This window comes from Marinomonas sp. ef1 (assembly GCF_002806845.1).
Classification (GTDB): Bacteria; Pseudomonadota; Gammaproteobacteria; order Pseudomonadales; family Marinomonadaceae; genus Marinomonas; species Marinomonas polaris.
On record NZ_NHTT01000001.1, the window covers coordinates 387423 to 413038 of the forward strand.

The 25616-nt window shown below is 45.6% G+C and carries 12 protein-coding genes; 6 read left to right on the plus strand and 6 right to left on the minus strand.

What is annotated here, in order from left to right; genetic code table 11:
- Window positions 1–50: 50 nt before the first annotated feature.
- The 5 genes from CCS02_RS01730 to CCS02_RS01750 are packed head-to-tail and all read left to right on the plus strand — an operon-like array spanning window position 51 to window position 16589.
- A complete protein-coding gene (locus CCS02_RS01730; protein ID WP_100635473.1) occupies window positions 51–11732 on the plus strand; it encodes a cadherin domain-containing protein in 11682 nt (3893 codons plus the stop codon).
- Between the two features lie 3 nt (window positions 11733–11735).
- Window positions 11736–13076 carry an efflux RND transporter periplasmic adaptor subunit gene (locus tag CCS02_RS01735; RefSeq protein ID WP_100635475.1) on the plus strand — a complete coding sequence of 447 codons (1341 nt, stop codon included), beginning with the start codon at window positions 11736–11738 and terminating at the stop codon, window positions 13074–13076.
- Window positions 13077–15188 carry an HlyD family efflux transporter periplasmic adaptor subunit gene (locus CCS02_RS01740; protein WP_100635477.1) on the plus strand — a complete coding sequence of 704 codons (2112 nt, stop codon included), beginning with the start codon at window positions 13077–13079 and terminating at the stop codon, window positions 15186–15188.
- A 45-nt stretch (window positions 15189–15233) separates the two neighbouring features.
- Window positions 15234–16046: a hypothetical protein gene (locus tag CCS02_RS01745; RefSeq protein WP_100635479.1), complete on the plus strand. Its 813-nt coding sequence runs from the start codon at window positions 15234–15236 to the stop codon at window positions 16044–16046.
- A 39-nt stretch (window positions 16047–16085) separates the two neighbouring features.
- Window positions 16086–16589, plus strand: coding sequence for a hypothetical protein (locus CCS02_RS01750; RefSeq protein ID WP_100635480.1), 504 nt, complete (start codon window positions 16086–16088; stop codon window positions 16587–16589).
- Between the two features lie 314 nt (window positions 16590–16903).
- Here the strand turns inward: CCS02_RS01750 and guaD are convergent, their stop codons facing one another.
- The 3 genes from guaD to dbpA all read right to left on the minus strand — a co-directional run bounded on the left by guaD (window position 16904) and on the right by dbpA (window position 20035).
- The gene (gene guaD, locus CCS02_RS01755; RefSeq protein ID WP_100188159.1) at window positions 16904–18205 is read right to left on the minus strand and encodes a guanine deaminase; all 1302 of its coding nucleotides are present in this window, start codon (window positions 18203–18205) and stop codon (window positions 16904–16906) included.
- An 88-nt stretch (window positions 18206–18293) separates the two neighbouring features.
- Window positions 18294–18656, minus strand: a complete 363-nt coding sequence (locus CCS02_RS01760; RefSeq protein WP_100188158.1) for a hypothetical protein — start codon at window positions 18654–18656, stop codon at window positions 18294–18296.
- The gene (dbpA, locus tag CCS02_RS01765; RefSeq protein ID WP_100188157.1) at window positions 18653–20035 is read right to left on the minus strand and encodes an ATP-dependent RNA helicase DbpA; all 1383 of its coding nucleotides are present in this window, start codon (window positions 20033–20035) and stop codon (window positions 18653–18655) included. The genes CCS02_RS01760 and dbpA overlap by 4 nt, the downstream gene beginning before the upstream one ends.
- Before the next feature lie 198 nt (window positions 20036–20233).
- Between dbpA and CCS02_RS01770 the strand changes: the two genes are divergently transcribed.
- Complete coding sequence (locus CCS02_RS01770; protein WP_175550735.1) at window positions 20234–22546, plus strand: bifunctional diguanylate cyclase/phosphodiesterase; 2313 nt, start codon at window positions 20234–20236, stop codon at window positions 22544–22546.
- 61 nt (window positions 22547–22607) lie between these two features.
- Here CCS02_RS01770 and CCS02_RS01775 read toward each other — a convergent pair whose 3' ends face one another.
- The 3 genes from CCS02_RS01775 to CCS02_RS01785 are packed head-to-tail and all read right to left on the minus strand — an operon-like array spanning window position 22608 to window position 25604.
- Window positions 22608–23543, minus strand: a complete 936-nt coding sequence (locus CCS02_RS01775; RefSeq protein WP_072837992.1) for a LysR family transcriptional regulator — start codon at window positions 23541–23543, stop codon at window positions 22608–22610.
- Window positions 23544–23595: 52 nt separating this feature from the next.
- Window positions 23596–24606: an ABC transporter ATP-binding protein gene (locus CCS02_RS01780; RefSeq protein ID WP_012069391.1), complete on the minus strand. Its 1011-nt coding sequence runs from the start codon at window positions 24604–24606 to the stop codon at window positions 23596–23598.
- Window positions 24606–25604 (minus strand): ABC transporter ATP-binding protein, encoded by a 999-nt coding sequence (locus CCS02_RS01785; protein WP_012069392.1) that lies wholly within the window; start codon window positions 25602–25604, stop codon window positions 24606–24608. The genes CCS02_RS01780 and CCS02_RS01785 overlap by 1 nt, the downstream gene beginning before the upstream one ends.
- Window positions 25605–25616: the final 12 nt, after the last annotated feature.

Below are 25616 nucleotides of genomic sequence, written 5' to 3' on the forward strand. Positions count from 1 at the left end.
TTAGCAACAATACATGAGTTGCTAAAAATATACCCATAGAGGTGGTGATCATGAAAAAGCAATATTCCAACAAATCAGGCAAAAAAGCGTCAGGTCATTACTCTCTAGGCAATAAAAAACAGGCGCGTAAGCCGCTGATTACTGCTTTAGAGCCGCGTTTGTTGTTGGATGGTGCTGCGGTTGCCACCGCGATAGATGTGCTGACCGATTCTCAGCTTCATGATGCGTCTCAAACCGACGTAAGTCAGCAAGATACCGATGCTTCTGTCGTGATGGCTCCCACTGAAGTGAGAGCCGCTGATCCCACCTTGAATAATGGCAAAAAAGAAGTGGTCTTTATTGAAGACAACGTGGCGGATTACCAGACCCTAATAGACGGTATTGGTGCGGGTATAGAAGTTGTCTTATTGGACTCCACTCAAGATGGCCTCGCGCAAATGGCGTTATGGGCCGAGAGCAACAGTGACTATGATGCTATCCATATCATCAGTCATGGTGCCGAAGGTCAAGTTAACCTAGGGGGATTTAGTCTAGATAATATTACCGTCAATACCCGTTCTGCTGATTTAGCCCAACTGGGCGCGGCATTAAATGAAGACGGTGATTTGCTGCTTTACGGTTGTGAAGTCGCCAGCGGAGAAGGGCAAGAATTTATTACTGCTTTAGCACAAGCCACCCAAGCGGATGTGGCTGCGTCGGATGATTTGACTGGTGCAGCGGTTAAAGGCGGGGATTGGGTGCTTGAAAAGTCGGCTGGGAGCATCGAATCCGTTGTTTTTTCTAAAGAAAGCTATTCCAGTGTGCTGGCTGATGAAACAATTGGGACCAATGGCGCCTCCGGTGTTGCGCAATCATCGGGCGACGCGGCGCTTGGGCAGACTTTTACGGCGACAAAAACGGGTGTTTTGAAGGAAATTCATGTTGCTAGTAATAATATTGACAGTGGTTCTGATTGGACCTTGACGGTGTATTCCGGAAGTGGAACTGGTGGTACGGTTCTCGCAACGCAGACGGGTGCCTCATTCGGCGACACCATAACAACGTATCCCACCAATTACACCTATGCCACAGTTACCTTGTCGACGACGGTTAATCTGACAAGTGGTTCAGTTTATACTTTTAATTTTTCTCCTGCGGCGGCGATTGGCTTGCTGTATACGGACGAACAATACGCGGGTGGTTCGATTGTTTATGACGGCTCGGTGGTTGGCAGTAATGATTTGATTTTCCAGGTGGTACAGGCTGATGCAGCTCCTGCCAATAACGCCCCTACCATCACTGGCGCACCTGCGGACATTACCGTCACTGAAGATACCGCTTCCAATGTGGATTTGTCTGGTGTGGCCTTTGCCGACAGCGATGGTGATAATCTTACAGTCACCCTGACCGCATCGGCTGGCACCTTAGCCGCTTCATCAGGTGGCAGTGTAACTGTAAGCGGTTCCGGCACAGGCATACTGACTCTCGCTGGCACCGCTTCGGACATTAATAGTTATTTAGATACCACGTCAAATGTCCAGTATACAGGTGCGAGCAACGCCAGTGGTGACAATGCGGCAACGTTAAGCATTAAAGCTAATGATGGCACGGTAGATTCTAGTATCTCCACCGTGAATATTGATATTACGGCGGTTAACGATGCGCCGACGGCTGTATCACCGACGACTGGCACCGTAAGCACCTTTGACAGTGCAAATGCTGTGGTTGCCACTGTCGGGGCCACCGATGTCGATGACAGTACGTGGCAGTACAGTATTCAATCTATTAGCTTGGACAGTGCCTCTCAGGCCAATGATGGTTCATTGTTTAACTTTGCCACTGCTGCGAATACCTTAACGGCAACCAATGCACTGCGAGCTACCACACCTTCCGGCTTGACGGCAGGCACTTATATTGTGACCGTTGTCGCAACGGATGCAGAGGGGCTTGCTGCTACTCAAGAGATAACCATTACGGTGACAGACACCCTGGTGGTGACCACAGCCAATGACACCTCAGAAGACGCTGCGGACGTTTATAATGGCAATAGTTACGCCGCTGAGTTGGCGGATGGCGGTGGTTTGTCGTTGCGTGAAGCGCTAGGTTTGGCAGCGGCTGGCGGTAAGACCATCGCCTTCGATACTGCTAGTTGGGGGAACTTTTATAATATTTCGTTGGATTCCCAAGTTACTGTAGCAGATGGCACCGTTTTCCAACTCGCTAACGGCACCAGTTTTACTATCAGTGGTAGTGATTTGATGTTAAATGGTGGTTTGACGATTAATAATGCTGCGTCTAACAATCTTACCCTCTCTGCCAGCTTAACCGATAATGGTGTCGTTGAATCGTCGTTGACTAAAACAGGGGCAGGCATACTGACCCTAGTTGGCACCAATAATACAGCAACGGGTGGTGATACTGGTACAGGCCTTAACACTATTGTGGCCTCGGATGGCAGACTACAGATCAGTGCCGAAACTAACCTTGGTACTGATGGCGTAACTTTGAGCGGCGGCATTACTTTGGCTACTGTTGGCAACATACTTACTGTCGACAACACATTTGCAATCCAGGAAGGCGGCGCTACTTTCAACCAGACTGGTAGTGGACACCTCACCCTGTCCAATCAGGTTTCCGGTGATGGGCTGCTGACGAAAGCAGGCGGAGGCAGCATGACCCTGTCCGAAAACAATGATGCCTTTGAGGGGGGGGTACAAATCTATAATGGTACGCTTAATGCCACATCGACAGGGGGAAGCTTAGGTTATGGTACTGTGACCTTAGCAGGTGGCACGCTTGCGCTCTCTGGTGCGACAGCCATCAATAACAATATCGTTGTCAACGAATATGCAGATGCAACCATTTCAAACAGCACAGACGTAACTCTGTCTGGGCAAATCTCGGGTTTGGGAGCGTTAACCAAAGCCGGTGCGGGTACGATGACTTGGTCAGGGATTAATACTCATAGCGGTGCGGTGACGGTTTTTGACGGTACGCTGGCGGTTTCAGGCGGCAGTTCTATTGGCGATGACAGTGCGGTAACCGTCAACAGTGGTGCTACTTTGAGTCTGACCGGTGGTAACGAGACCATAGGATCCTTGTCAGGATCGGGTGCAGTCGCGCTGACCTACGGGTTAACAGTGGGCAATGCCAGCAGCACCGAGTTCTCAGGTGCCATATCTTCTACGACTACCAGCGGTATCACCAAAGTCGGTGCGGGTACGCTTACCTTAAGTGGCCTAAATACCTATACGGGTACAACGACGGTCTCGGCAGGTACGTTGATCGTCACTGGCGGTAGTGCGATTGCGGATAGCGGTGCGGTGACTATCAGTAGCGGTGCAGAATTAGAGCTTCGCTCTGGTGAAACTCTGGGTAGTCTGGCCGGTGCGGGCAGTCTGACCCTCAATGGAGTCAGCCTGACGACAGGCGGCAATAATAGCAATACCACATTCTCTGGTGTGATCCAGGATGGTGGCAATGGTGGCGGCTTGACCAAGGTTGGCACAGGTACTTTTACCCTGACGGGCAGCAATACCTTCTCTGGTGATATTGCCGTTTTGGGTGGAGGCTTGTCCATTGAGGGGGATTCGAACCTGGGTTCTGGTGCGTTGACATTAAATTCAGGTACGTTATCCGTGACGGGCGATGGCGCGAATATTGATAATGCCATTTCTATATTGTCTAACGGAGGCGTTGTCAATGTTGGTACTGGCGTCGCCGCCACTTTATCGAGCATTGTCTCCGGTACGGGAGCCTTGACGAAAGCAGGCGCAGGCGTTTTAACCTTGAGTGCAACCAACACCTATAGCGGAGCAACCAGCGTTACGGATGGCACGTTAAAAACGAATACCACGGGTATCAATGCAACCTCAGGCTTGACGTTGAATGGTGGAACGCTATCAACACTCAGTAGTATTGGTATCAACAAAGCGTTCGCAGTCAGTATTGGCAGCAACGGCGGTACGTTGAATATGAGTGCTGGCGTCATATCTCTATCGGGAGTGATAAGCGGCTCAGGTGGCTTGACAGTTAGTAGCACCAACGCGGGTAGCACATTAACCTTGTCTGGCGACAACACCTATACCGGCGGCACCACGTTAAATAACGGCATATTGCAATTTAATCATGATAATGCCATTGGTAGCGGCACGTTAACCATTGAAGGTGGAAAGGTGCGGGCTGGCCTTGCCAGCCGCACCATCAGCAATGATTTGGTGCTAGGCAGCACTCTGACATTCTCAGGTTCCAACGCTCTGACGTTCAGTGGTGGCGTCGATTTGGGCGGAGTGGATCGCATTATCGATAATACGATCAGTCGCGATCTTACTTTTAGTGGCGTACTGAGCAATGGTAGTTTGACGATAGCGGGCACTTCGGGAACCGGAGCGGTGATTCTATCCGGTACCAATACTCACACCAACACCACGATTAGTGGCGGTAATATCAGTACGAATAGCAACAGTTTGTCTATCGCCAGTGAGGCTAGTTTGGGTACTGGCACCCTTACCCTTAACGGAGCCGGTGCGGTTCTTAATATCACAGGTGCTACTACCATCGATAATGCTATTGCAATCGGCAGTAGCGGCGGCACAGTGAATAACACGAATGCTGTCACTTTATCAGGTGTGATTTCTGGCGCTGGTGCGTTGACGAAATCGGGTGCAGGCGTGCTTACCTTATCCGGTAATAATGCTGACTATTCCGGTAATATTACCCTGAATCAGGGGGTGATTATTGCCGCTCACAATAATGCCTTGGGTAACACCACAGGTTCTACAACAGTCGCTAGTGGTACCACTTTGCGCGTTGGTAACGGCTTAACATTGGCAGAAAACCTTACTATTAGCGGTGTCGGTATCGATTCTTCTTATGGCGCTTTAAAAATCAATGAAGGGACGGGTTCAGCGACAGTGACCGGTGATATTACTCTGGCCGCTGACAGTCTGATCGGTGCCTTTAACACAGGTGATAGTCTGACGTTGAGTGGTGTCATCAGCGGTGATTTTGACTTAACCAAAGTAGGTAGCGGAACACTGACATTATCAGGAAGCAATACCCATACTGGTGCCGTGACGGTTTCTGCCGGTACGCTGGCGGTTTCAGGTGGCAGCTCTATTGGCGATGACAGTGCTGTGACAGTCAGTAGCGGTGCGACTTTGAGTCTGGCCGGTGGTAACGAGACCATAGGATCCTTGTCAGGATCGGGTGCAGTCGCGTTGACCTATGGACTAACAGTGGGGAATGCCAGCAATACCGTTTTCTCTGGTGTGATTTCCTCAACGAACACCAGCGGTATCACTAAAGTAGGTTCAGGAACACTGGCCTTATCAGGAGCGAATACCTACACTGGCGCGACTACCGTCTCTGCAGGTAAGCTCTTATTGCAAGGTGGTTCAGCTATTGCTGATAGCAGTGCGGTGACTATCAGTAGCGGTGCAGAATTAGAGCTGCGTGACAATGACGAAGCCGTTGGTAGTGTGGCAGGGGCTGGCGCTCTGACACTGAATGGCGGCAGCCTGACGACGGGCGGCAATAATACCGATACCATATTCTCTGGTGTGATCGAGGATGGTGGTAATGGTGGCGGCTTGACCAAGATTGGTACAGGTACTTTGACCCTGTCAGGCAGCAATGCATATACTGGAACAACCACTGTCTCCGCGGGTACCTTAGTGGTTGACAATAGCGCCGCTCTTGGCACGACAGCGGGCGGCACGGTAGTAGAGTCTGGAGCCACACTGCAAGCGACTGCTGGAATTAGTATTGCCGATGCATTGACTCTCAGTGGAACTGGTGTCAATGGCGCTGGTGCCTTGGTCGCATCGGGCAACGGCACTGTCACTGCATCAGGCGCCATCACGCTTGGTGCTGCAACAACAGTGGCGGCTTCGGATGCAGACACTATTTTATCTCTTTCTAATAATATCGCTGGCACCTATGGCTTGACCAAGGCTGGCACAGGTATGTTATCGCTTGGTGGCAATTCGCAGAGCTTCACCACCTTGACTATCGGAGCTGGTAGTTTGTCGGCCGGGCTGGATGCCAATCTAGGCTCTGACGCGGTGATACTGGAAGATGGCACCCTCTGGTCCATCGCTAATAATGGCGGTACGATCGACAATGCCATCGTCCTGAACGGTTCCGCGGTTCTCAGCGCCTCATTGAATACAACTCTGGCGGGGGGGATTTCTGGTAGTGGCAGTTTGACGAAACAAAGTAATGGCACCTTGACGTTATCAGGTAGCAACAGTTACACCGGTACCACCACGATTACTGGTGGCACCTTGGCGATTGGTGGCGATGGTAATCTGGGCGCAGGCAGTCTGGCCATGAATGGCGGTACCTTGTCGGTTATTGGAAGCAATGTCACCATCGACAACGCGATCAGTCTTGGCAACAATGGCGGCACAGTGAGCAACGCGAACGCTGTCACTTTATCTGGTTTAGTGTCTGGTACTGGCACGTTGACTAAGTTGGCTAGTGGCATCCTGACTTTGTCCAACACAGGTAATGAGGCAGCATGGAGTGGCGGCATCAATGTATCGGCGGGAACCCTTGCCGTTAGCGATGATAATGTGTTGTCGTCAGGTGCTTTAAATGTCACTGGCGGGACTTTGGAGCTAGGTAATAGTGTTAATTTAGACAATGCGGTCACCTTAGGTGCTGGTGGCGTGCTGCTACCTGCCTCAGGTAAAACAGCGACCCTGTCGGGCAACCTTGCTCTGACGTCGGATGCAACGTTCAACCTAGGCGTCAATACTAACTTGACCATCAGTGGTGTGGTCAGCGGCGATTATGGCATCACTAAATCAGGCTCTGCCTCCCTGCACTTGACGGGTAACAATACTTATACTGGGGCAACGGTTATCAATGCTGGTTTGGTCACAGCTGGCACCAATACGGCGTTGGGTACCACAGAGAGCGGCACAACGGTCAATTCCGGCGGTACGTTGAGTTTTGCGAATGGAGTTAGTATCGCCGAAAATCTGACGATTGCTGGCACCGGTTCTTTATCAAATGGTGCGCTAGTCATGCGCTCCTCAGGTACGGCGACTCTTACCGGCGCGGTAACCTTGTCAGGCGATGCCACGGTCAAAGCGTCTTCCAGCGCCTACACCTTGGTGTTAGCTGGTGTTATATCAGATGGGAATAATGGCTATACGTTGACAAAAGATGGAACAGGAACGGTCACTTTGTCTGGTACAAACACCTATACAGGCGCGACGAATGTGTCGGCAGGTACGTTACTGGTAACAGGTGCATTGAATGGTACATCGAGTGTGACTGTTTCTTCTGGTGCGACTTTAGGCGCGTCTGGAAATGGAAACACCGGTACTATTTTTGCGGCGAATTCCTCTAATACTGTAACAGTGCAAAGTGGTGGTACCTTGTCTCCTGGTCTCACAAGTAGCGTCGGTTTTATGACGATCAATGGTAACCTTGATCTTCAGTCAGGTAGTACGTTAAGAGTGGACATTGCAGGGACGACTGCGGGTAGCTTGTATGATGTGGTGGATGTTCGAGGTTCGGTTTCATTGGCAGGAGCGTTGACGGTGAACCACAACTATACGCCCGGCAATGGTGACACGTATCGTATTATCACCAATGACAGTGCAGATGCCATCACTGGAACCTTTACAGGTCTTGCCGAAGCTGGAACCTTGACGGCAGGTGGTAACGCCACTGTCTTAACTGGGTATTACGCAGCAAGTGACGTCGCAGCCACCACAGGTGGCAATGATTTCATGTTGAGGGCACCTGCGAATGAAGCCCCTGTAATCACGTCCGGAGCCACCGGTAGTGTGAATGAAAATGCAGATGTGGCGACGGTGATTTACACCGCGGCCGCAACGGATGCGGATAACAATGCCTTGAGTTACAGCCTTACGGGCGATGATGTGGCCTTGTTGACTATTGATTCCAGCACGGGCGTGGTAACACTGAAAAGTTCTGCCAACTACGAAAGCAAAAACACCTACAGTTTCAACGTGGTGGTGACCGATAATGGTACGGGAAATCTGACAGATACCAAAGCCATCACGGTGAGTGTCAATGACTTGAACGACAATACGCCGGTGATTACCTCAAGTGCGAGTGGCAGTGTCAATGAAAATGCCGATACCTCGACCGTAATTTATACGGCTACAGGTACCGATGCAGACGGCACGGCAGCGAACAACACCTTGCGTTATAGTCTGTCTGGCGACGATGCCGACCATTTAACCATCGATACGACCACGGGTGTGGTGACGCTTAAAGCCGCTGCGGATTACGAAACCAAGTCCAGCTACAGTTTTAACGTTATCGCTACGGACAATGGTGCGGGTAACTTTAATTCTGGCAGCTTGAGTGTCAGCAAAGCGATTGTCGTGAGTGTGAATGACTTGAACGACAATACGCCAGTGATTACCTCAAGTGCGAGTGGCAGCGTCAATGAAAATGCGGATACTTCGACCGTGATTTACACGGCCACAGGTACCGATGCAGACGGCACGGCAGCGAACAGTACCTTGGTGTATAGTTTGTCAGGCGACGATGCGGATAAGTTAAACATCAATGCGACAACGGGCGAAGTGACGTTGAAAGCCTCAGCGGATTATGAAACTCAAACCAGCTACAGCTTTAATGTTGTGGCAACCGACAACGGTGCCGGCAACTTCAATTCTGGTAGTTTGAGTACCACGCAAGCGGTGACCGTCAGCGTCAATGACTTGAACGACAATACGCCGGTGGTTACGTCAGGTGCGACGGCAAGTGTGGATGAAAATGCTGATCTCAGTACGGTGGTTTACACCGCGACCGCGACAGACGCGGATGGTACAAATGCCAATAAGACAATTAGCTTTAGCTTAACGGGTACGGATGCCGCGGCGTTTGATATTGACAGCAGTACGGGTGTGGTGACGCTAAAAGCCTCAGCGGATTATGAAACCAAAGCCAGCTACAGTTTCAGTGTCGTGGCGACGGACAATGGCACAGGCAATCTGACGGACACGCAAGTGGTTACCGTCAGCGTGAATGATCTCAACGACAATGCCCCTGTGATTACCTCTGGTGCGACTGGCAATGTGGACGAAAACGCTGTTACCAATACGGTGATTTACACGGCCACAGGTACCGATGCTGATGGTACCGTGATGAATAATACGCTGCGCTACAGTTTGTCTGGAGATGATGCTGATAAGTTAATCATCGATACGACCACTGGTGAGGTGACACTGAAAGCCTCAGCGGATTATGAAACTCAAACCATCTACAGCTTTAATGTTGTGGCAACCGATAACGGCGCCGGTAATTTCAACTCTGGTAGTTTGAGTACCACGCAAGCCGTGACGGTGAGCATCAATGACTTGAACGATAACACACCTGTGATGACTTCCGGTGCGACGGGCAGTGTCAATGAGAATGCTGACACCAGTACGGTAATCTACACGGCAACAGCAACCGATGCGGACGGCACCGCGACGAATAATACCTTGCGCTACAGTTTGTCTGGAGATGATGCTGATAAGTTAATCATCGATGCGACCACTGGTGAGGTGACGCTAAAAGCCTCAGCGGATTATGAAACCAAAGCCAGCTACAGTTTCAGTGTCGTGGCGACGGACAATGGCACAGGCAATCTGACGGACACGCAAGCGGTTACCGTCAGCGTGAATGATCTCAACGACAATGCTCCTGTGATTACCTCTGGTGCGACAGGCAGCGTTGATGAAAATGCCGATACCTCGACCGTGATTTATACGGCCACAGGTACCGATGCAGATGGTACCGCGACGAATAATACGCTGCGCTACAGTTTGTCTGGAGATGATGCTGATAAGTTAATCATCGATACGACCACTGGTGTGGTGACACTGAAAGCCTCAGCGGATTACGAAGCTCAAACCAGCTATAGCTTCAATGTTGTGGCAACCGACAACGGTGCCGGCAACTTCAATTCAGGCAGTCTGAGTACCCCGCAAGCCGTGACGGTGAGCGTCAATGACCTGAACGACAATACGCCGGTGATTACGTCGGGTGCGACAGGCAGTGTGGATGAAAATGCCGATACCTTGACCGTGATTTATACGGTCACAGGTACCGATGCAGATGGCACCGCTACGAACAATACTCTGCGTTACAGCTTGACTGGCACTGACTCGGATAAATTGAATATTGATGCGGTGTCTGGTGAGGTGACACTGAAAGCCTCAGCGGATTATGAAACTCAAACCAGCTACAGCTTTAATGTTATGGCAACTGACAACGGTGCCGGCAACTTCAATTCTGGTAGTTTGAGTACCACGCAAGCGGTGATCGTGAGTGTCAATGACCTGAACGACAACACACCAACGGTGAGTGCGGGGGCAGAAACGGCTTTCCTAGTGGAAGCAGGTGGAGTGAATAATGCTGCAGCTGGTACTAATAGTTCCTCTATTGCCCTCACTAAAGGAGATGTTGATACGGTTGGTAGCGTTAGTTATGACTCTACGTATTTAACTAATAATGGCTGGACTACTTTAGATAATGGCGCTACTTACTCAAGAATCGGCACTTATGGTACAGCGACATTAACTGTATCGACTGATTTAGTGAGCTATGTCCTGAACAACAATGATAGTGACACTCAATCTTTGGTGGTTGGGCAGTCCGTTACTGATAGTTTTACGATTCAAGTTACGGATGGCAATGCGACTAAGAGCACTAGTGCTGTATTCAACATCACTGGGGCGAATGATGCTCCAATTGCGTCTGGTATTGTGGTGGCAATGACAGGAACGTCTAGTCAAGTGTTTAACCCAGTGATTTTACCTTCTGATTTGTTCACCGATTTGGATAATGGAGAAACGAGTAAACTGGTTTGGAGAGTTGAAAATTTACCAACGGGGATGTTGTTTAATGCGCTAACACATACTATTTCAGGGACGCCTACAGGTGGCTTTGAGGGTGTAAATACGCTGCAAGTCGTAGCAACTGATCCTAATGGTGCTCAGGTTAAGGTTCCTGTAACTTTGACTTTGAGACCATCGCCAGTAACTCCGCCAGTTGAGGCTAATGCAATCGCGCCCCCTTCACCACAACAAGAAGTCGATAATACAGAGTTTTCAGCACCAGAAATTAGTCAAGGTGTCGATGTGTTACCTTCAGGTATAATCGAAACTTCAGCTGGTGCTACTGGTTTTGCTGGAGAGGCAGCTGAGGGTGTTGATAATGCTCAGTTGGTTGAATCTGTTGTTCCTGTAGATAGTAATGCTGCAAATACATCTAATGGAGCGATAGTCTCTGAGTCACGAGTGTCTGTTGATGTCGGAGCTAATGGTCAAGTTCGAGTCTCGGAAATCGCGGGCCAATCATCAAATGTTACTGGGTTAACTGTTGCTAGCCTAATTACTCAAACTGATCGAGTGTCTATTTCCTTGGCTGATACTGGAGCAGCTGCAAGTTATAGTGCTACTTTGTCGGACGGTTCGAGTTTACCAAGTTGGGTGGAAGTAAACCCATCGACTGGCGAGGTGACTATGATTCCGCCGGCTGGGCAAGGTAAGATTACTCTTAAGATCAATGCTACGGATGCAGAAGGTAATATTCGTGTTTTAGAAATTGAAGTTGATCTTGAGAATTTGCCAGCCCCTGTTCAAAATGAACTTACAGAGTCAGCTGCTCAAGCTAATGGTGCTATCTTTGTGCCATTAGATGAGCAATTAGCTATTGCGGCTGAACAGTTTGATGAATATGGAAATGATTTGATGAAGTTGTTAGCGTCGTAATTTATGTCTATTGATCAATCAGTTGCGCAGTTACTGCAAATAGAGCAGCAGGTTCGTCGTTGTGAAACCTCGACGGATCTGAGCTTTATTATGGTGAATATGACGCGAACCTTGGTGCCTTACCAGCAAGCAATGTTTTTGTCTGGTAATGAATTGGAAAAATTGAAATTAAAAGCGGTGAGTGATCTTTCTCTTGTCGATCGATCTACACCCTTTAGTGCTTGGCTTGAGCAAGTTTCTGCTTTTGTAAGTGCTTCAAAGATAGGTGTTAAAGCACATACCATAGATACTAAGAGTTGGCCCGCTGAGTTGCTCAATGATCTTAGTGAGTTCTCTCCGCCTTATATGTTGTGGTTGCCTTTGCTTATACCGGCTAAACCTACTCAACGAGTAGGTGTGCTTTTATTAGCTAAGTCCGAACCATGGACAGAGAAAGAAATAGGGCTCTTGCAACATCTAGCATCGAGTTACGCTCATGCAATGCAACTGTTTACTCAACGTTCTGGTTGGCGAGCATGGTTAAGTGGATTAAATTCTAAGAAAGTGAGGCTTGGCGCCCTTATTGCCATCGTTTTGCTTGGATTGGTTCCAGTTCGGTTGACAGTTTTAGCACCTGCAGAAATCATTGCAAAAGAATCTCTTTTGGTTACCTCGGCGATTGCTGGTGCGGTTCATGAGGTGTTAGTAAAGCCTGGAGATCAAGTTGTCATTGATCAGCCTCTCGTGCAAATGGATAGGACTGAATTTCAAGGGGCTTTTGATGTAGCCCAGCGAGAGTTAGAAAGAACTCAGGCGGAACTAAGAACTGCTGAACAAGCTGGTTATGTGGATCGCAGGAAAAAATCTGAATTGGCTGAGTTGGAATCTCAAGTCGAGTTGAAAACTATTGAGCGCGATTATTTGAAAACTAAGCTATCTCAAACTCAGATTCTTGCGAAGAAGTCAGGTATTGCAATACTGGATGATCCTGAAAAATGGAAGGGCCGCCCAGTTGTTGTGGGAGAGCGTATTTTATCCATAGCGGATCCATCGAAAGTGCAGTTGCAAATAATGCTCCCTGTTGCCGATGCTATTTCTTTAACAAATGGTAATGATGTCACGTTTTACTTAGATACTGATCCTCTAAACCCTATCCCCTTTAGCTTGGATTATTCTTCTTTTGAGCCGAGTTTGACACCTGATCAAGTCATTGCTTATCGTATTGTGGCTGACATTCAGCATGAAGCTCTTCCTCCTCGTATTGGCTTGCGTGGTACGGCAAAACTGTATGGTGAAAAAGTCTCTTTGGCTTATTATTTATTACGTCGCCCCATTACCTTTGTCCGTCAACATTTAGGTATTTAGATGCCTATTGACCTGAATGCACAGCTGCCAAAATTACGTCAGAACTTGTCTTTATTAGTGGCGCCACCTGATGAAGATGGAGAGCCTCGCTGGCAAATTTTTGATCCAGTCAGTAATAAGTTCTTTTACTTGTCTCGTACTGCTTTTTATTTATTTCGAGAATGGCGTCATGTAAGCAGCTCTGTAGAATTACTTTCTCGAATTGAGGCGCGAGGAATTGATGTTGAAGAAGTTGAACTAGAATATTTTTTACGCTTCTTGGAAGGTAACCATCTTTTAGAGGCTCAATCTGAAAATGATGTAACTCGCCTTCGCGGAGAGGCAGCTAAACAAAAAAAACATGTTTTGCTTTGGCTTTTACATAACTATTTGTTCATCAAAATCCCTCTTATTCGTCCCGATTTACTATTGACGCGTTTTTATCCTTTTATAAAACAGTTGTTCAGACTACGTTTGGATAGAGTCGCGCTTGTGTTGGGCTGTATAGGCTTGGTGATAGTGTTGAAGCAGTGGGACACCTTTACCCACACTTTTCAGAATCTGTTTAGTATGTCGGCTATTTTTTATTACATTGCGGCATTGATTTTTGTGAAAACGGCCCATGAATTAGGCCATGCCTTCGTTGCCAAGCGCTATGGCTGTCGGGTGAGTTCAATGGGGATAGCTTTTTTATTGATGACGCCGATTTTGTACACAGATACGACGGATGCTTGGCGGTTAAGGTCGCGGTTTCAGCGCTTGAGTATTGTGATGGCAGGGGTGAAAATTGAAATTTATATCGCCTGTGTTGCTACTTTTTTGTGGGGGATCGTTCCTGATGGTGGCTTTAGGAGTGTGTTGTTTTTTATTGCCACTACCAGTTGGATATCGTCGTTGTTGATCAACACGAGCCCATTTATGCGCTTTGATGGTTATTATGCATTATCCGATTTTTTAGGAATGGAGAATTTACAGCCACGATCTTTTTTAGTGGGTAAGTGGTTTTTGCGTGAGCGATTATTTGGTTTTGGTTTTTTGCCTCCTGAACCGCTTAATCGAAAGAAATGTCTGCTGATGGTCGCTTATGCTTGGAGTACATGGATTTATCGATTCTTTTTATTTTTGGGTATCGCCGCCTTAGTTTATTATTTTGCGTTCAAGATATTAGGCATTGTACTTTTTTTGGTGGAAATTATTTGGTTTGTACTGCTTCCTATTGTTAAAGAAATAAAGGTTTGGGTGAGTCTGAGAGAAAAAATGTCGTTAAACCGTACTAGTGTGATGACTTTATTGTTTTTTTTATTGGCTTTGGCTGCATTAGTATTACCTTGGAAAAGCCAAATAAGTGCGCCTGCTGTTGCTACTTTTGAGCGACATCAGACTTTTTATCCTAGTGAATCGAGTCGAGTTGTTTCGTGGCAAGTGACTCCAAACGAAAAGGTTAAAAGAGGACAATTACTGATTTTATTAGAATCACCCGATGTAGAGCAGCAAATTCGATTAACGCAGATTAAGCTCGATGCGTTGCAAACTCGTTGGCAACGGGCGAGCTCTGGGGCAGTCGAATTAGACTCAGTATTTACTTTACAAACGCAATTGTCACGGGAGCAGTCTCGCCTTCAATCTTTACTTGAACGTCGAGAAAAACTAGCGATCAAAGCACCTTACGATGGTTATATTGGCGAATGGTTATCGCTAACAGAAGGTGATTATGTAAATGGTCAATCTCCTTTAGCAACCTTGTATGATGATGAAAGTTTAGTGGTCAAAGCCTATATTGAAGGGCGTATCGTGCCGCTATTGAAAGAAGGTAGTAAGGTAGATTTTATTGGTAACGATGGTGAGATATTGTCTGCGCAACTTCTCATAGACAAAGTGCTACCTACTGCCATTAAGAGTCTCAATTATCCAGGTCTTGGATCCACTTATGGTGGTGCAATTGCGACCCAGAAGTTAGAAGATCAATTAATTCCTGAAGAGGCGACTTATGAAGTGCAGCTGAAATTGATTGGCGAAGTACCATTGATGCGGCAGCAATTTGGTAAGGTTAACTTAGCTATTGAGCCCCATAGTTTACTGATAGATGGTTTACGACGTATCTACGGTGTGTTTATTAGAGAGTCAGGCTTTTAGTCGCAACCTAGAGATTATTTTAACGTATTTAGTAATGGCAGTTTAATGACGCAGTTTAATGATACTAATTCATCATGGTCAGCTGAAAAGGTTGATATCGTAATAAAAAGTTTAGCGAATTTACGTTTATTAGCCGACTTAGATTTAGTTCCTCGTTACCCGCATTTTGGTGATAAAACCTATCCTTTAGGGCGCTGTAAAGAGATCCGTGATGCGGTGTTTGTGTTGCTTCAGGAGAAGCTTCCACAATCAACAGATCCGGGGCTTGTATTAATACGCGATATGTTATCTAAAGGAACGGTGCTTAAAAAAGTATGGGGCTCTCTTCGTGATGAATATTTTCAGAATGCCATGGTATTAGGTGATTGGTATTTGGATGTTTCAAACGATACGGTGAATCCGAATAAACCAAGAGTAGAGGTTCTTCCGCTTATCGAGTCACAATTTTACAATATTGCAAGCTTCGAGCAATTCGTCAAAATAGCTAGATCCTACTGGAATGTTGAAGTCTATAGAAATGATATATGTCCAGCACTAGCGCCTTTTATGCCGCTTATTTATGTTAATGAAAAAGGCGTTAGTTGGATGGGAGAGGCCAATGATGACATGTTGTCTATGGTGATGAAAAGCCAATTCTTTTCAGCAAAAAGTATTTTGTCTCATCTTTCTACGCCCCCTGAAGCGATAGTTAATAAGTGGCAAAATGCCTTGTCGCAGTTGAAACACAATAGTTTTATACATACACAAGGAGACTCTCTGGCCTTTTGTGAGGAGTATCGAGTAAAACAATATCACCTTGATTCTATTTTTCGTGATCGTGTTGTCATGGCTTTTTTAGAGTTACCAAGAGGTCTTTAGGGTAGATTAAGGCTTTGCTTGTTGTATGGAGAACGCGTTATGCATAACAGTGAGAAAGAAAAAATAGAGCTTGAGCATCAGGCGGCTAAGCTTTTTATGCGTTGTTATGAGCGTAATACGGGTAAGCATATTCGACACATTTGGCATAATGATCCAATTCGCCCCGATGTATCCTGTATGTTGGAGGGTGAACGATTAGATTTAGAAATTGCTCATCTTTATGGATCAGAAGAAGAGGCTATGGAGATTCTTGGACGAGATCTTACCCCAATTACGCGTAATGTTTTGCGGTCACTGAAAGAAGAGCCTGCTGACGAGCGATTACTGAGATCCTTGAATAAAATTTTAGAAAATAAGTCTAGTAAGCAATACGATTCAAAAAGGGTGTGGTTAGTTATTCGAAATACTCACCCAGCGTGGAGCCAAGCAGATATTAAAGCGCTTGAGCATCTTATTACCATACCTGTTCCTCATTCTTTCGAAAAGGTTTGGATTCTCGGTGATATAGAAGGGAAAAGCGGCATTGTTCGACTTTATCCCTAGGGCTATTGCTGCTCTTGGTTGCTATTATATATCTTGATTTTTCTTCTGTTCTTCGGCTCTTTTTTTAGCAAGATTGTTTAGTCGTATTTGTTCTGCTTTGTATTTTTTAAGGACAATGAGTCCAACAATTAATGCAGCGCAGAAAAAAATAATAGCGAAGGCGCCAAGCGCGACAGTGGCAAGAGAGTGCATAATATTTGTGCTCAACATTTGTGCTAAATAGAAAAATAATTGTGACGATTATATAAAAAAACGGCCACTTTTACAGGTAAGTAAAGTGGCCGTTTTGGTTTTTTGCTAGGCGAGCTTCGGCTTTATCGTTGGTGAACGCATTTGCCGGCGGAGTAAGTTGCTTGAATTGCGCGGTCGTCGCCAATGGTCATGAAGACGAATAGGCTTTCTTCGATATTTTTGGATAACGCTAAGCGCGATTCTAATAACGGCGTACCTTTTTTGTCTAGAATGACGAAATCTGCTTCGCTACCAACGGCTAAATTGCCTATTTTATCTTCTAGTCTAAGTGCTCTAGCGCCGCCTAAAGTAGATAAATACAGAGATTTGATTGGGTTGAGGTTCTCGTTTTGCAGCTGAATCACCTTGTAGGCTTCGTTCATGGTTTGCAGCATGGAGAAGCTAGTGCCGCCACCCACATCTGTGCCAAGACCAACGTTGACCTTATGCTCTTCCGCCTTATTAAGTTTGAATAAACCGCTACCGATAAACAGGTTAGACGTTGGGCAGAAAGAAATTGCTGAGCCGGTTTCGTGTAATCGGTGGTATTCACTATCACAAAGGTGGATGCCGTGAGCAAATACAGAGCGCTCGCTCAGCAGCTTGTGCTGGTCATACACGTCTAAGTAGTTGGTGCTTGCAGGGAATAGGTCTTTTACCCATGCACACTCATCTTTGTTTTCAGATAAGTGAGTATGCATATAAACATCATCGTATTCGCTTAGCAGCTTACCGGCTAATTGTAACTGCTCGTCTGAACTGGTCGGTGCGAAACGAGGCGTGATAGCGTAATGCAAACGGCCTTTATTGTGCCAAGTATCGATAAGCTCTTTGCTTTCTTGATAGCTGCTTTCTGGTGTATCTGTGAGGTAATCAGGCGCGTTGCGATCCATCATTACTTTGCCGCAAATCATGCGTAAGTTATGGACTTCGCTGGCTTCGAAGAAAGCTTCGACAGATACTTTATGGACCGTGCCGAATACCAAAGCGGTGGTCGTGCCATTGCGTAAAAGTTCTTTCAGAAAGCGGTCTGCCACATTGCGAGCATGAGCTTTGTCGCCAAATTTACCTTCTTCAGGAAAGGTATAGGTATTTAACCAAGTTAATAGTTGTTCACCGTATGAGCCGATCATATCAGTTTGTGGGTAATGGATGTGAGTATCGATAAAGCCTGGTGTGATAATGGTATCAGGGTGATGCTCAATTAGGGTGTTATCTGGTAGTGTTGGTAGTAGATCGACTGCGTTACCAAGGGCGTAAATTTTATCGTCTTGAATGACTAGCAAGCCATCTTCAAAGTATTCATATGCAGCATCAATGCCTACGTCTTTGGGATCTGCGATGCAGTGAACAATGGCGGAGCGCCACGCTTTCAAATGGCTCATATGTTTCTCTTGTGTGTCTTCTAAAATGATTTTAAATATAAAGTTTGACCGAATGGTTATACTTTATCAGGTCTTTTTCGTACTTTCATTAAACCTTATATTTTGATTTAAGAAATAGTCCAATTATTAGCCTTACTAGGATGGCTAAAATGACACCGAAAGCATCAGCGTAGAAATCTAACCATTCCGCATAGCGGTTTACATAAGGCTGAATCAGTTCAATTGCGCCGCCTAAAAATATTATAAACATAGACAGCAAGAGAAAGCGTTTCATTGGGCCAAACGCGCATAGAAGCGCCCAACCACCGAAGCCAATAACATGATGCGTTTTATCAGTGCCAGGCACTGACGGAAGGATATCTGCAGGAGTTAATGTGGCTAGGCAGATAATAAGTGCGCCTAAAACAAAACCGACAGCTTGCGCTGTCGGTGAGGTGAGCCTTTTGATCATCGTAAAATGCGCGCTCGAATGTTTTTGCCTTTGATCTTTTTGTTTTCGAACTCTTTGACAACGGTTTTAGCAACTTCGTTGTCGACTGATACGTAAGCATGAAAATCAAAAATATCGATTTTGCCAACTTGTGATTTATCCAATCCAAGGCCAGCGGTTAATGCACCAAGTATGTCGCCTGGGCGAAGCTTGTTTTTACGGCCTGCATCAAAAGAGATGGTGGTTTTTTGCGGAATTAAGCGATAGTGAGGATCAATCGCTTCAAGTTCAATAAAATTCGCGGTGATATTAAAGCGTGTTTCAATATCACGAACTTTATAATCGTCTTTTGATGTCACAAGATTAACTGCAATACCTGCGGCACCCGCGCGGCCAGTTCGGCCAATACGATGTGTATGGACATCGGTGTCGCGTGTGGTGTCATAGTTCACAATGAGGTCAATTTCTTTTACATCAATTCCGCGAGCCGCCACATCGGTAGCCACTAATACACAACTACTTTGGTTGCTGAAACGCACGAGTACTTGATCGCGTTGTCTTTGTTCTAGATCCCCATGAATGGCTTGAGCGGCAACTTTGTGTTCAGCTAACCAGTCTGCGACCACTTGTGATTCTGCTTTTGTATTACAAAATACAATCGCTTGACGAGGTTCAAAATGTTGCAATGTCGCCAATAAGGTTTCGCATTTGTCTTTATTTTCGCTACGAACAAAAAACTGTTCTATATTAGGTTTAAGATCTTCTTGTGCTTCTACCTTGATGCTAATTGGCGTGTTCTGAAATTCCTTGCTGATCGCTTCTATACCATCGCCATAGGTAGCTGAAAAAAGCAGTGTTTGGCGGTTGCTTGGCGTTAGGTCAACTACTTCACGGATGCTATCGACGAAGCCCATATCCAACATGCGGTCAGCTTCATCTAATACTAGCGTGTTTAGTGCATTGAGTTTAAGCGTGCCTTTGCGAAGGTGCTCCATTAGACGGCCAGGCGTACCCACAACGATATGAGCACCATGTTCCAAAGAGCCTATCTGCGGACCAAATGGCATACCGCCACATAAACTCAGTACTTTAATGTTGTCTTGATAGCGTGCCACTTTACGAATTTCTTTTGAGACTTGATCTGCTAATTCACGAGTGGGACACATTACGAGAGCTTGAACGCCAAAAAAGCGCGGATTAATTTTGAGTAAAAGAGCAATTGAAAAAGCTAGGGTTTTACCACTACCAGTTTGTGCCTGCGCAAGGATGTCTTTGCCTTCAATCATAGGTGGCAAACTTTGTTCTTGGATTGGGGTGAAGGTGGTGAACCCCATATCCGAAAGCAAAGTGGTTAGCTTAGTTGGAAGAAGGTTGTTTAGAGCGTGTTGAAATGTGGTCACAAAAGGCCTGTCTAGTTGAGTCAATAATAGAGGCAGGATACCAGAAAATCGTCATGAATACTTTTCTTAACCATTTATTCCGTGCCGCTTATATTGTTTTTAGGTAAAGTGGGTTGTTGTTATGGATGCAGTGATTTATAGCGGCCTTTTTGTTGGGAAAACATCGATGGGTAAACAATGATTTCTTTAAGAAACCATGTGAAAAATGAAAAGATGCATTACGTCGTTTTTTGTTTTGTTTTTTTATGTGGAATGGCTACGAGCCTTGCTATTTATTTGGAAGAGCGTAAGCATGTTTACAGTGATCAAAAAGCTGTAGGGGAGCTCTTTACTGAAAAATTAAATGATAGTTTGACGCAATATATAACGGAAGTATCTTCCGCTGCTGCTCTTATCGAGTCTAGCAAAGGAGAGGTGTCTGCTGGCTATTTTTCGCGTTTTGCTCAGAGAGTTATCACTACTCAAGGCATTAATTTATATTTTGCTCAGTACGTACCTGCAAGTAAAAAAAACGAATACGAAATGCAGAAACGTATTTTGTTAGGTAATTATAATTTTAGAATTTATCCCGATGGTAATAGGTCAGAATACATGCCCTTGGCGTTAGGGTATCCAGATAAATTTACTTATGGTTATGACATTTTATCTTCGCAATACCGGAATCTTAGTTCGGTTATTCAGGCTCGTAATTCCTCTTCTGTCACTTTGTCCGAGCCGACACTTTCGCCTTTTTCTGATGCTAGTCTGAGTACGGCTGCCGATACCTTCATTATAAGAAAGCCAATTTACTTATCTGTTGATGCGCGTTCTTATAAGTTAACAGACGATATTGGTTTTCATGGAATAGTCGGTGCATTTTTTAGAGTAGATAGCCTGTTTAAAGAGGTTAATTCCTTGGTTAACCACGATCTCTATTACCGACTTGCCGATGTTTCTTCAGATAGAGAGCTTTGGTTTGTCGACACGGCTGAACCTTCATCATGGGAAGGTGTAAGTTTTGATACTCACTATCTTTCTATTGCTGGACGTAAATGGCGAATTGATACCCGTTATAATGAAAACATTATTACTCGAATACATTGGTTTTTAGTTACTGTTCCCTTATTTGTATTTGGTTTTTTGGCGCTATTTTTAGCCTATTATTCACGTAAATTGTCCTTAACTTATTTCTCTATGCTTGATTCAATCAATAAGCGTATCGAGATTGACGAGCTGACCGGGTTGTTAAGTCGTTATCAAATACAGCTCGAACTAAATGAATTAATCGTAACCTGTCAGAAAGAAGAGAAGCAGTTAGCTGCGTTTATTTTGGATTTGGACCACTTTAAAACCATTAATGATGCTTTTGGTCATGAATTGGGGGATAAATTACTGGTAAAAGTGTCTAAGCGATTAGCGTCTATTTTACCTGATGACGCCGTTATTGGTTACTTGGGGGGCGATGCTTTTCTAGTGCTGGTTGTGCAGTCTGATGGTCAGGATATGCCCGCGCTAGACGTCTTAGCGAAAGATTGGATACAAAAAGTGAGTCAGAGCTATTTTTTAGAAGGGCTAACGCTTGATATTGGCTGCTCTATTGGTGTCGCTTTGTATCCTGAGTTTGGTAAGGATGCAGTCACTTTGATTAAAAATGCCGATATGGCCGTGTACCAAGCTAAAACAGCGGGGCGTGCTACCTATCATTTTTACGATGGCGATATGGGGCGTCGGTTTGCGCGCAATGTACGAATTGAAACCCGGCTACGTCTAGCGTTGCAGAACGGGAATTTAGAGCTTCACTTTCAGCCTAAAGTAGACCTTACGACAGAGCGTTGCGTAGGTATGGAGGCCTTGTTACGTTGGAATGATGAGGAGCTTGGGATGGTTTCGCCCGCAGAATTTGTTCCTATTGCTGAGCAAACGGGCATTATTTTACCTCTTGGGGATTGGGTCTTCGAACAAGCTTTTCGTCATATATTAGAATGGCAAGCGCAAGGTATTACAGTGCCGCCTATCGCTATTAACTGCTCTGCTGCTCAGCTTAAAAGAATCGATTTTTTACCTAAGCTATTGGCGCTACTGGATAAATATCAGATCGATCCGAGTCTTTTAGAAATTGAAGTGACTGAATCAATCTTGATCGAAGATGCGGAAAGGTGTGCCGAGCTCTTGCGTCAACTTAGTCGTCTTGGAATGAGGCTGGCCATTGATGATTTTGGTACAGGTTATTCTAGTTTAAGTTACTTGAAAGATTTGCCGTTTCATTATGTTAAAATAGATCAAGTTTTTATTCGTAATATTATCGAGGACAAAAAACACGCAGCGTTGACTCATGCGATAATTAGTTTGAGCCATGATTTAGGGCTTAAAGTGATCGCAGAAGGTATTACTGATATCCATCAGCTAATAATGTTGCAAGATTTTGGCTGTGATATTGGTCAAGGTTACTTATTCAGTAAGGCGTTAGGGGCAAACTCCATGGGGAGTGATCCCATGATAGTGGCGCTTAATGAACAGAGCTCTGAGGATTAATTCGTTAAAATTTAAGAACTTTCTCCTTTTTCACAATTTATGAGGCGGCAAGTTTATCGCGTTAAAGAGGGCTGTTACGAGCTATCTTGTCTTTAAGGGCTTCCCAAAATTGGGTTAGATTTGGGTTTTGATTGAACTTAGATCGATACATGCGTATTTCAAGCGGGATATTCCAATTTTCCTCACCTGCTAAAGCGACTTTTCCATAGTTTAATGTGTCTAACATTAAGCGTTTTGGAATCCAGCCAATACCGTAACCTTCTTTCACCATGGCTTTAATACTGACTGAGTGATAGTTCTCAGAGATCGTTTGCAGTTGCGGAATCTCTCTTTGTCTTTGCAGATGGTGATGAATAACTGGCTGTAAGAACGAATTCTCGTAATAGCCAATATAGGGTAATGGTTTACGTTTAGCGCCTGGGAGCGTGAACTTAGGTTCACCTGTGGCGTTGGTTGCGCTACATGGAATTAGGGTTTCTTCAGCAATCACAAGATGCTCATATTGCTCATCATCAAGGGCGCGAATGAAGTTAATAGCAGGATGCCAATAGCAAAGCATTATGTCGCATTGCTGATCCATCAGAGAGTTAACAAAGTCTATACCTAGCCAAGAGCTAGATTTCATATTGATATCTAGATCCATATCGATGCTTTGACAAAACGGCTCGATGACTTCTTTATAAAAGCTGAGAAACAGAGTTTGCGTGGTCACGAAACGTATTTGTGATTCTTCTTGTTTGCGAATTTCTTGGCACCGCTCTTTGGCGTCTCTAAGCTGCCTAGTAATTAATTCAGCACTTTGAAGAAATACCTCACCTGCGGGCGTTAAAGATAAAGGCAGGGTGTTGCGGTCTATTAAAGTAACGCGCATTTCTTCTTCGAGTAGTTTAATGCGTCGACTAAAAGTCGGTTGCGTGACATTTTGCTCGTCTGCAGCACGTGAAAAGTGACGTGTCTTCGCTAGGGCAATAAAGTCCTCAAGCCATCTTATTTCCATGGGGCCTCCTGACGAGCAGAAGCTGTAAAATACGTGATAAACAAGAGAGGGATCATAGTCGGCCCTCCTCAATAGCGTGACAAGCCACACTACTGCCATCACTTTGCAGTGTCATAGCGGGAGACGCTTCATAGCAGCGCTGATTTGCATAAGGGCAGCGCGCCTGAAAAACACAGCCAATTGGTTTTTCTGTTGGTGTTGGGACTTCACCTATTAATCGAATCGGTTGCGCGGTATTACTGTCTAGTCTTGGGATAGCGGATAACAAGGCTTGGGTATAAGGATGTTTTGGAGCGCTAAATAATGTTCCTGTAGGCGCAAGCTCACAGATTCGTCCCAAATACATTACCGCTACTCTGGTAGCAAAATGTTCGACAACCGCTAAGTCATGAGTAATGAAAAGATAGCTAAGGTTGCGTTCTTCTTGTTTGTCCATCATTAGGTTCAGTACTTGTGCTTGTACTGATACATCCAGTGCTGATAACGGCTCATCAGCGACAATAAAGTCGGGTTCAACCGACAGAGCGCGAGCTAAACTGATTCGTTGACGTTGACCACCTGAGAATTCATGAGGGTAACGGTCTGAACTCGAAGCAGAAATACCGACAGACTCTAAAAGCTCATCAATTTTCTCATCCACTTGAGATTGCGAAAACTGTGGGTTATGGAAGGAAATTGGCTCACTTAATGTTTGATAAACCGTCATTCGAGGATTTAGAGACGCATAAGGGTTTTGGAAAACCATCTGCATACGACGTCGGAAAAACATGCGCTGACGGTTATTTAATTGATCGATACGTTGATCAAGGTAATGTATTTCACCCGCACTTGGTGTTGTAAGTCCCATAATGGCGCGTGCTAGGGTGGATTTTCCACAGCCAGTTTCACCCACAACACACAATGTCTCGCCTTGGTTTATTGTAAGGTTAACGCCATTGAGCGCATGAATGCTGTCTTTATGTCTTGTAAGTTTGCCGTGACGGAATCGCCATTGGCTAAGCCAACTTTCATTTGACGTAAACGCTTTTTCTAAGCCGCTAATTTGAATAAGAGGAGTTGCCATTAGCTTGCCTCCTTATCTTTATCAGCGAACTCATTAAGCATATCTTCGACCAAAAAGCAGGCAACGCTAGACACACCACTGTAAATAAAGCGGGGTTGTTCTTGTCGGCATTTTTGTGTGGCGTAAGGGCAGCGTGGATGGAATGCGCAACCTGATGGCCGCTCCGCGAGCGAGGGCATGCTGCCTCGGATTTGGTTTAGGCGCTGGCCCGGCAGTGTCATTTGTGGTAAGGCATTCAGTAATCCTTGAGTATAAGGATGCTGAGGATCGTTGATGATCTCTAGTGTAGGGCCTTCTTCGACAACATGGCCGGCATACATGACTAAGGTGCGTTCGGCGACTTTAGAAACTACACCAAGGTCATGACTAATTAGCACAAGAGCAACACCATTGTCTCGGCAGATGGCCAGTAGAAGTTGCAGTATCTCCGCTTGGATCGTTACATCCAGAGCGGTAGTGGGTTCGTCCGCAATAATAATGTCTGGATTGAGCAACAAGACGGAAGCGATGATAACCCTTTGTCTCATGCCACCAGACAATTCATGTGGATACTGGTCGAAGCGTTTTTCTGGCGATGCAATTTGCACATGATGTAACTTTTCAATGGCAATGTTACGGGCATCTTTATAAGAAATTTTAGTATGGCTGCGGATGGTTTCGACCAACTGATCGCCGATAGTCAGCACAGGATTTAGTGTCATCATAGGGTCTTGGAAAATCATGGCGATGCGTTTGCCACGAACTTCTTGCAGCTGACGCAAATTCATCTTGGTAATTTCTTTGTTTTCTAACTTGATCGAGCCAGATTTTATATAACCTGGCTTGCCAATGAGATTTACAATAGAGAATCCTAGAACCGATTTTCCTGCACCTGATTCACCAACAATAGCAATTCGTTCACCACGATTTAAAGTGAAGCTTACGTCAATAAGAGCTGCGAGTTCTTGTTCTTTCATGTGAAAGTTGACATGTAGGTGGCTGACGCTTAGCAAATTCATGTGAGACCTTTG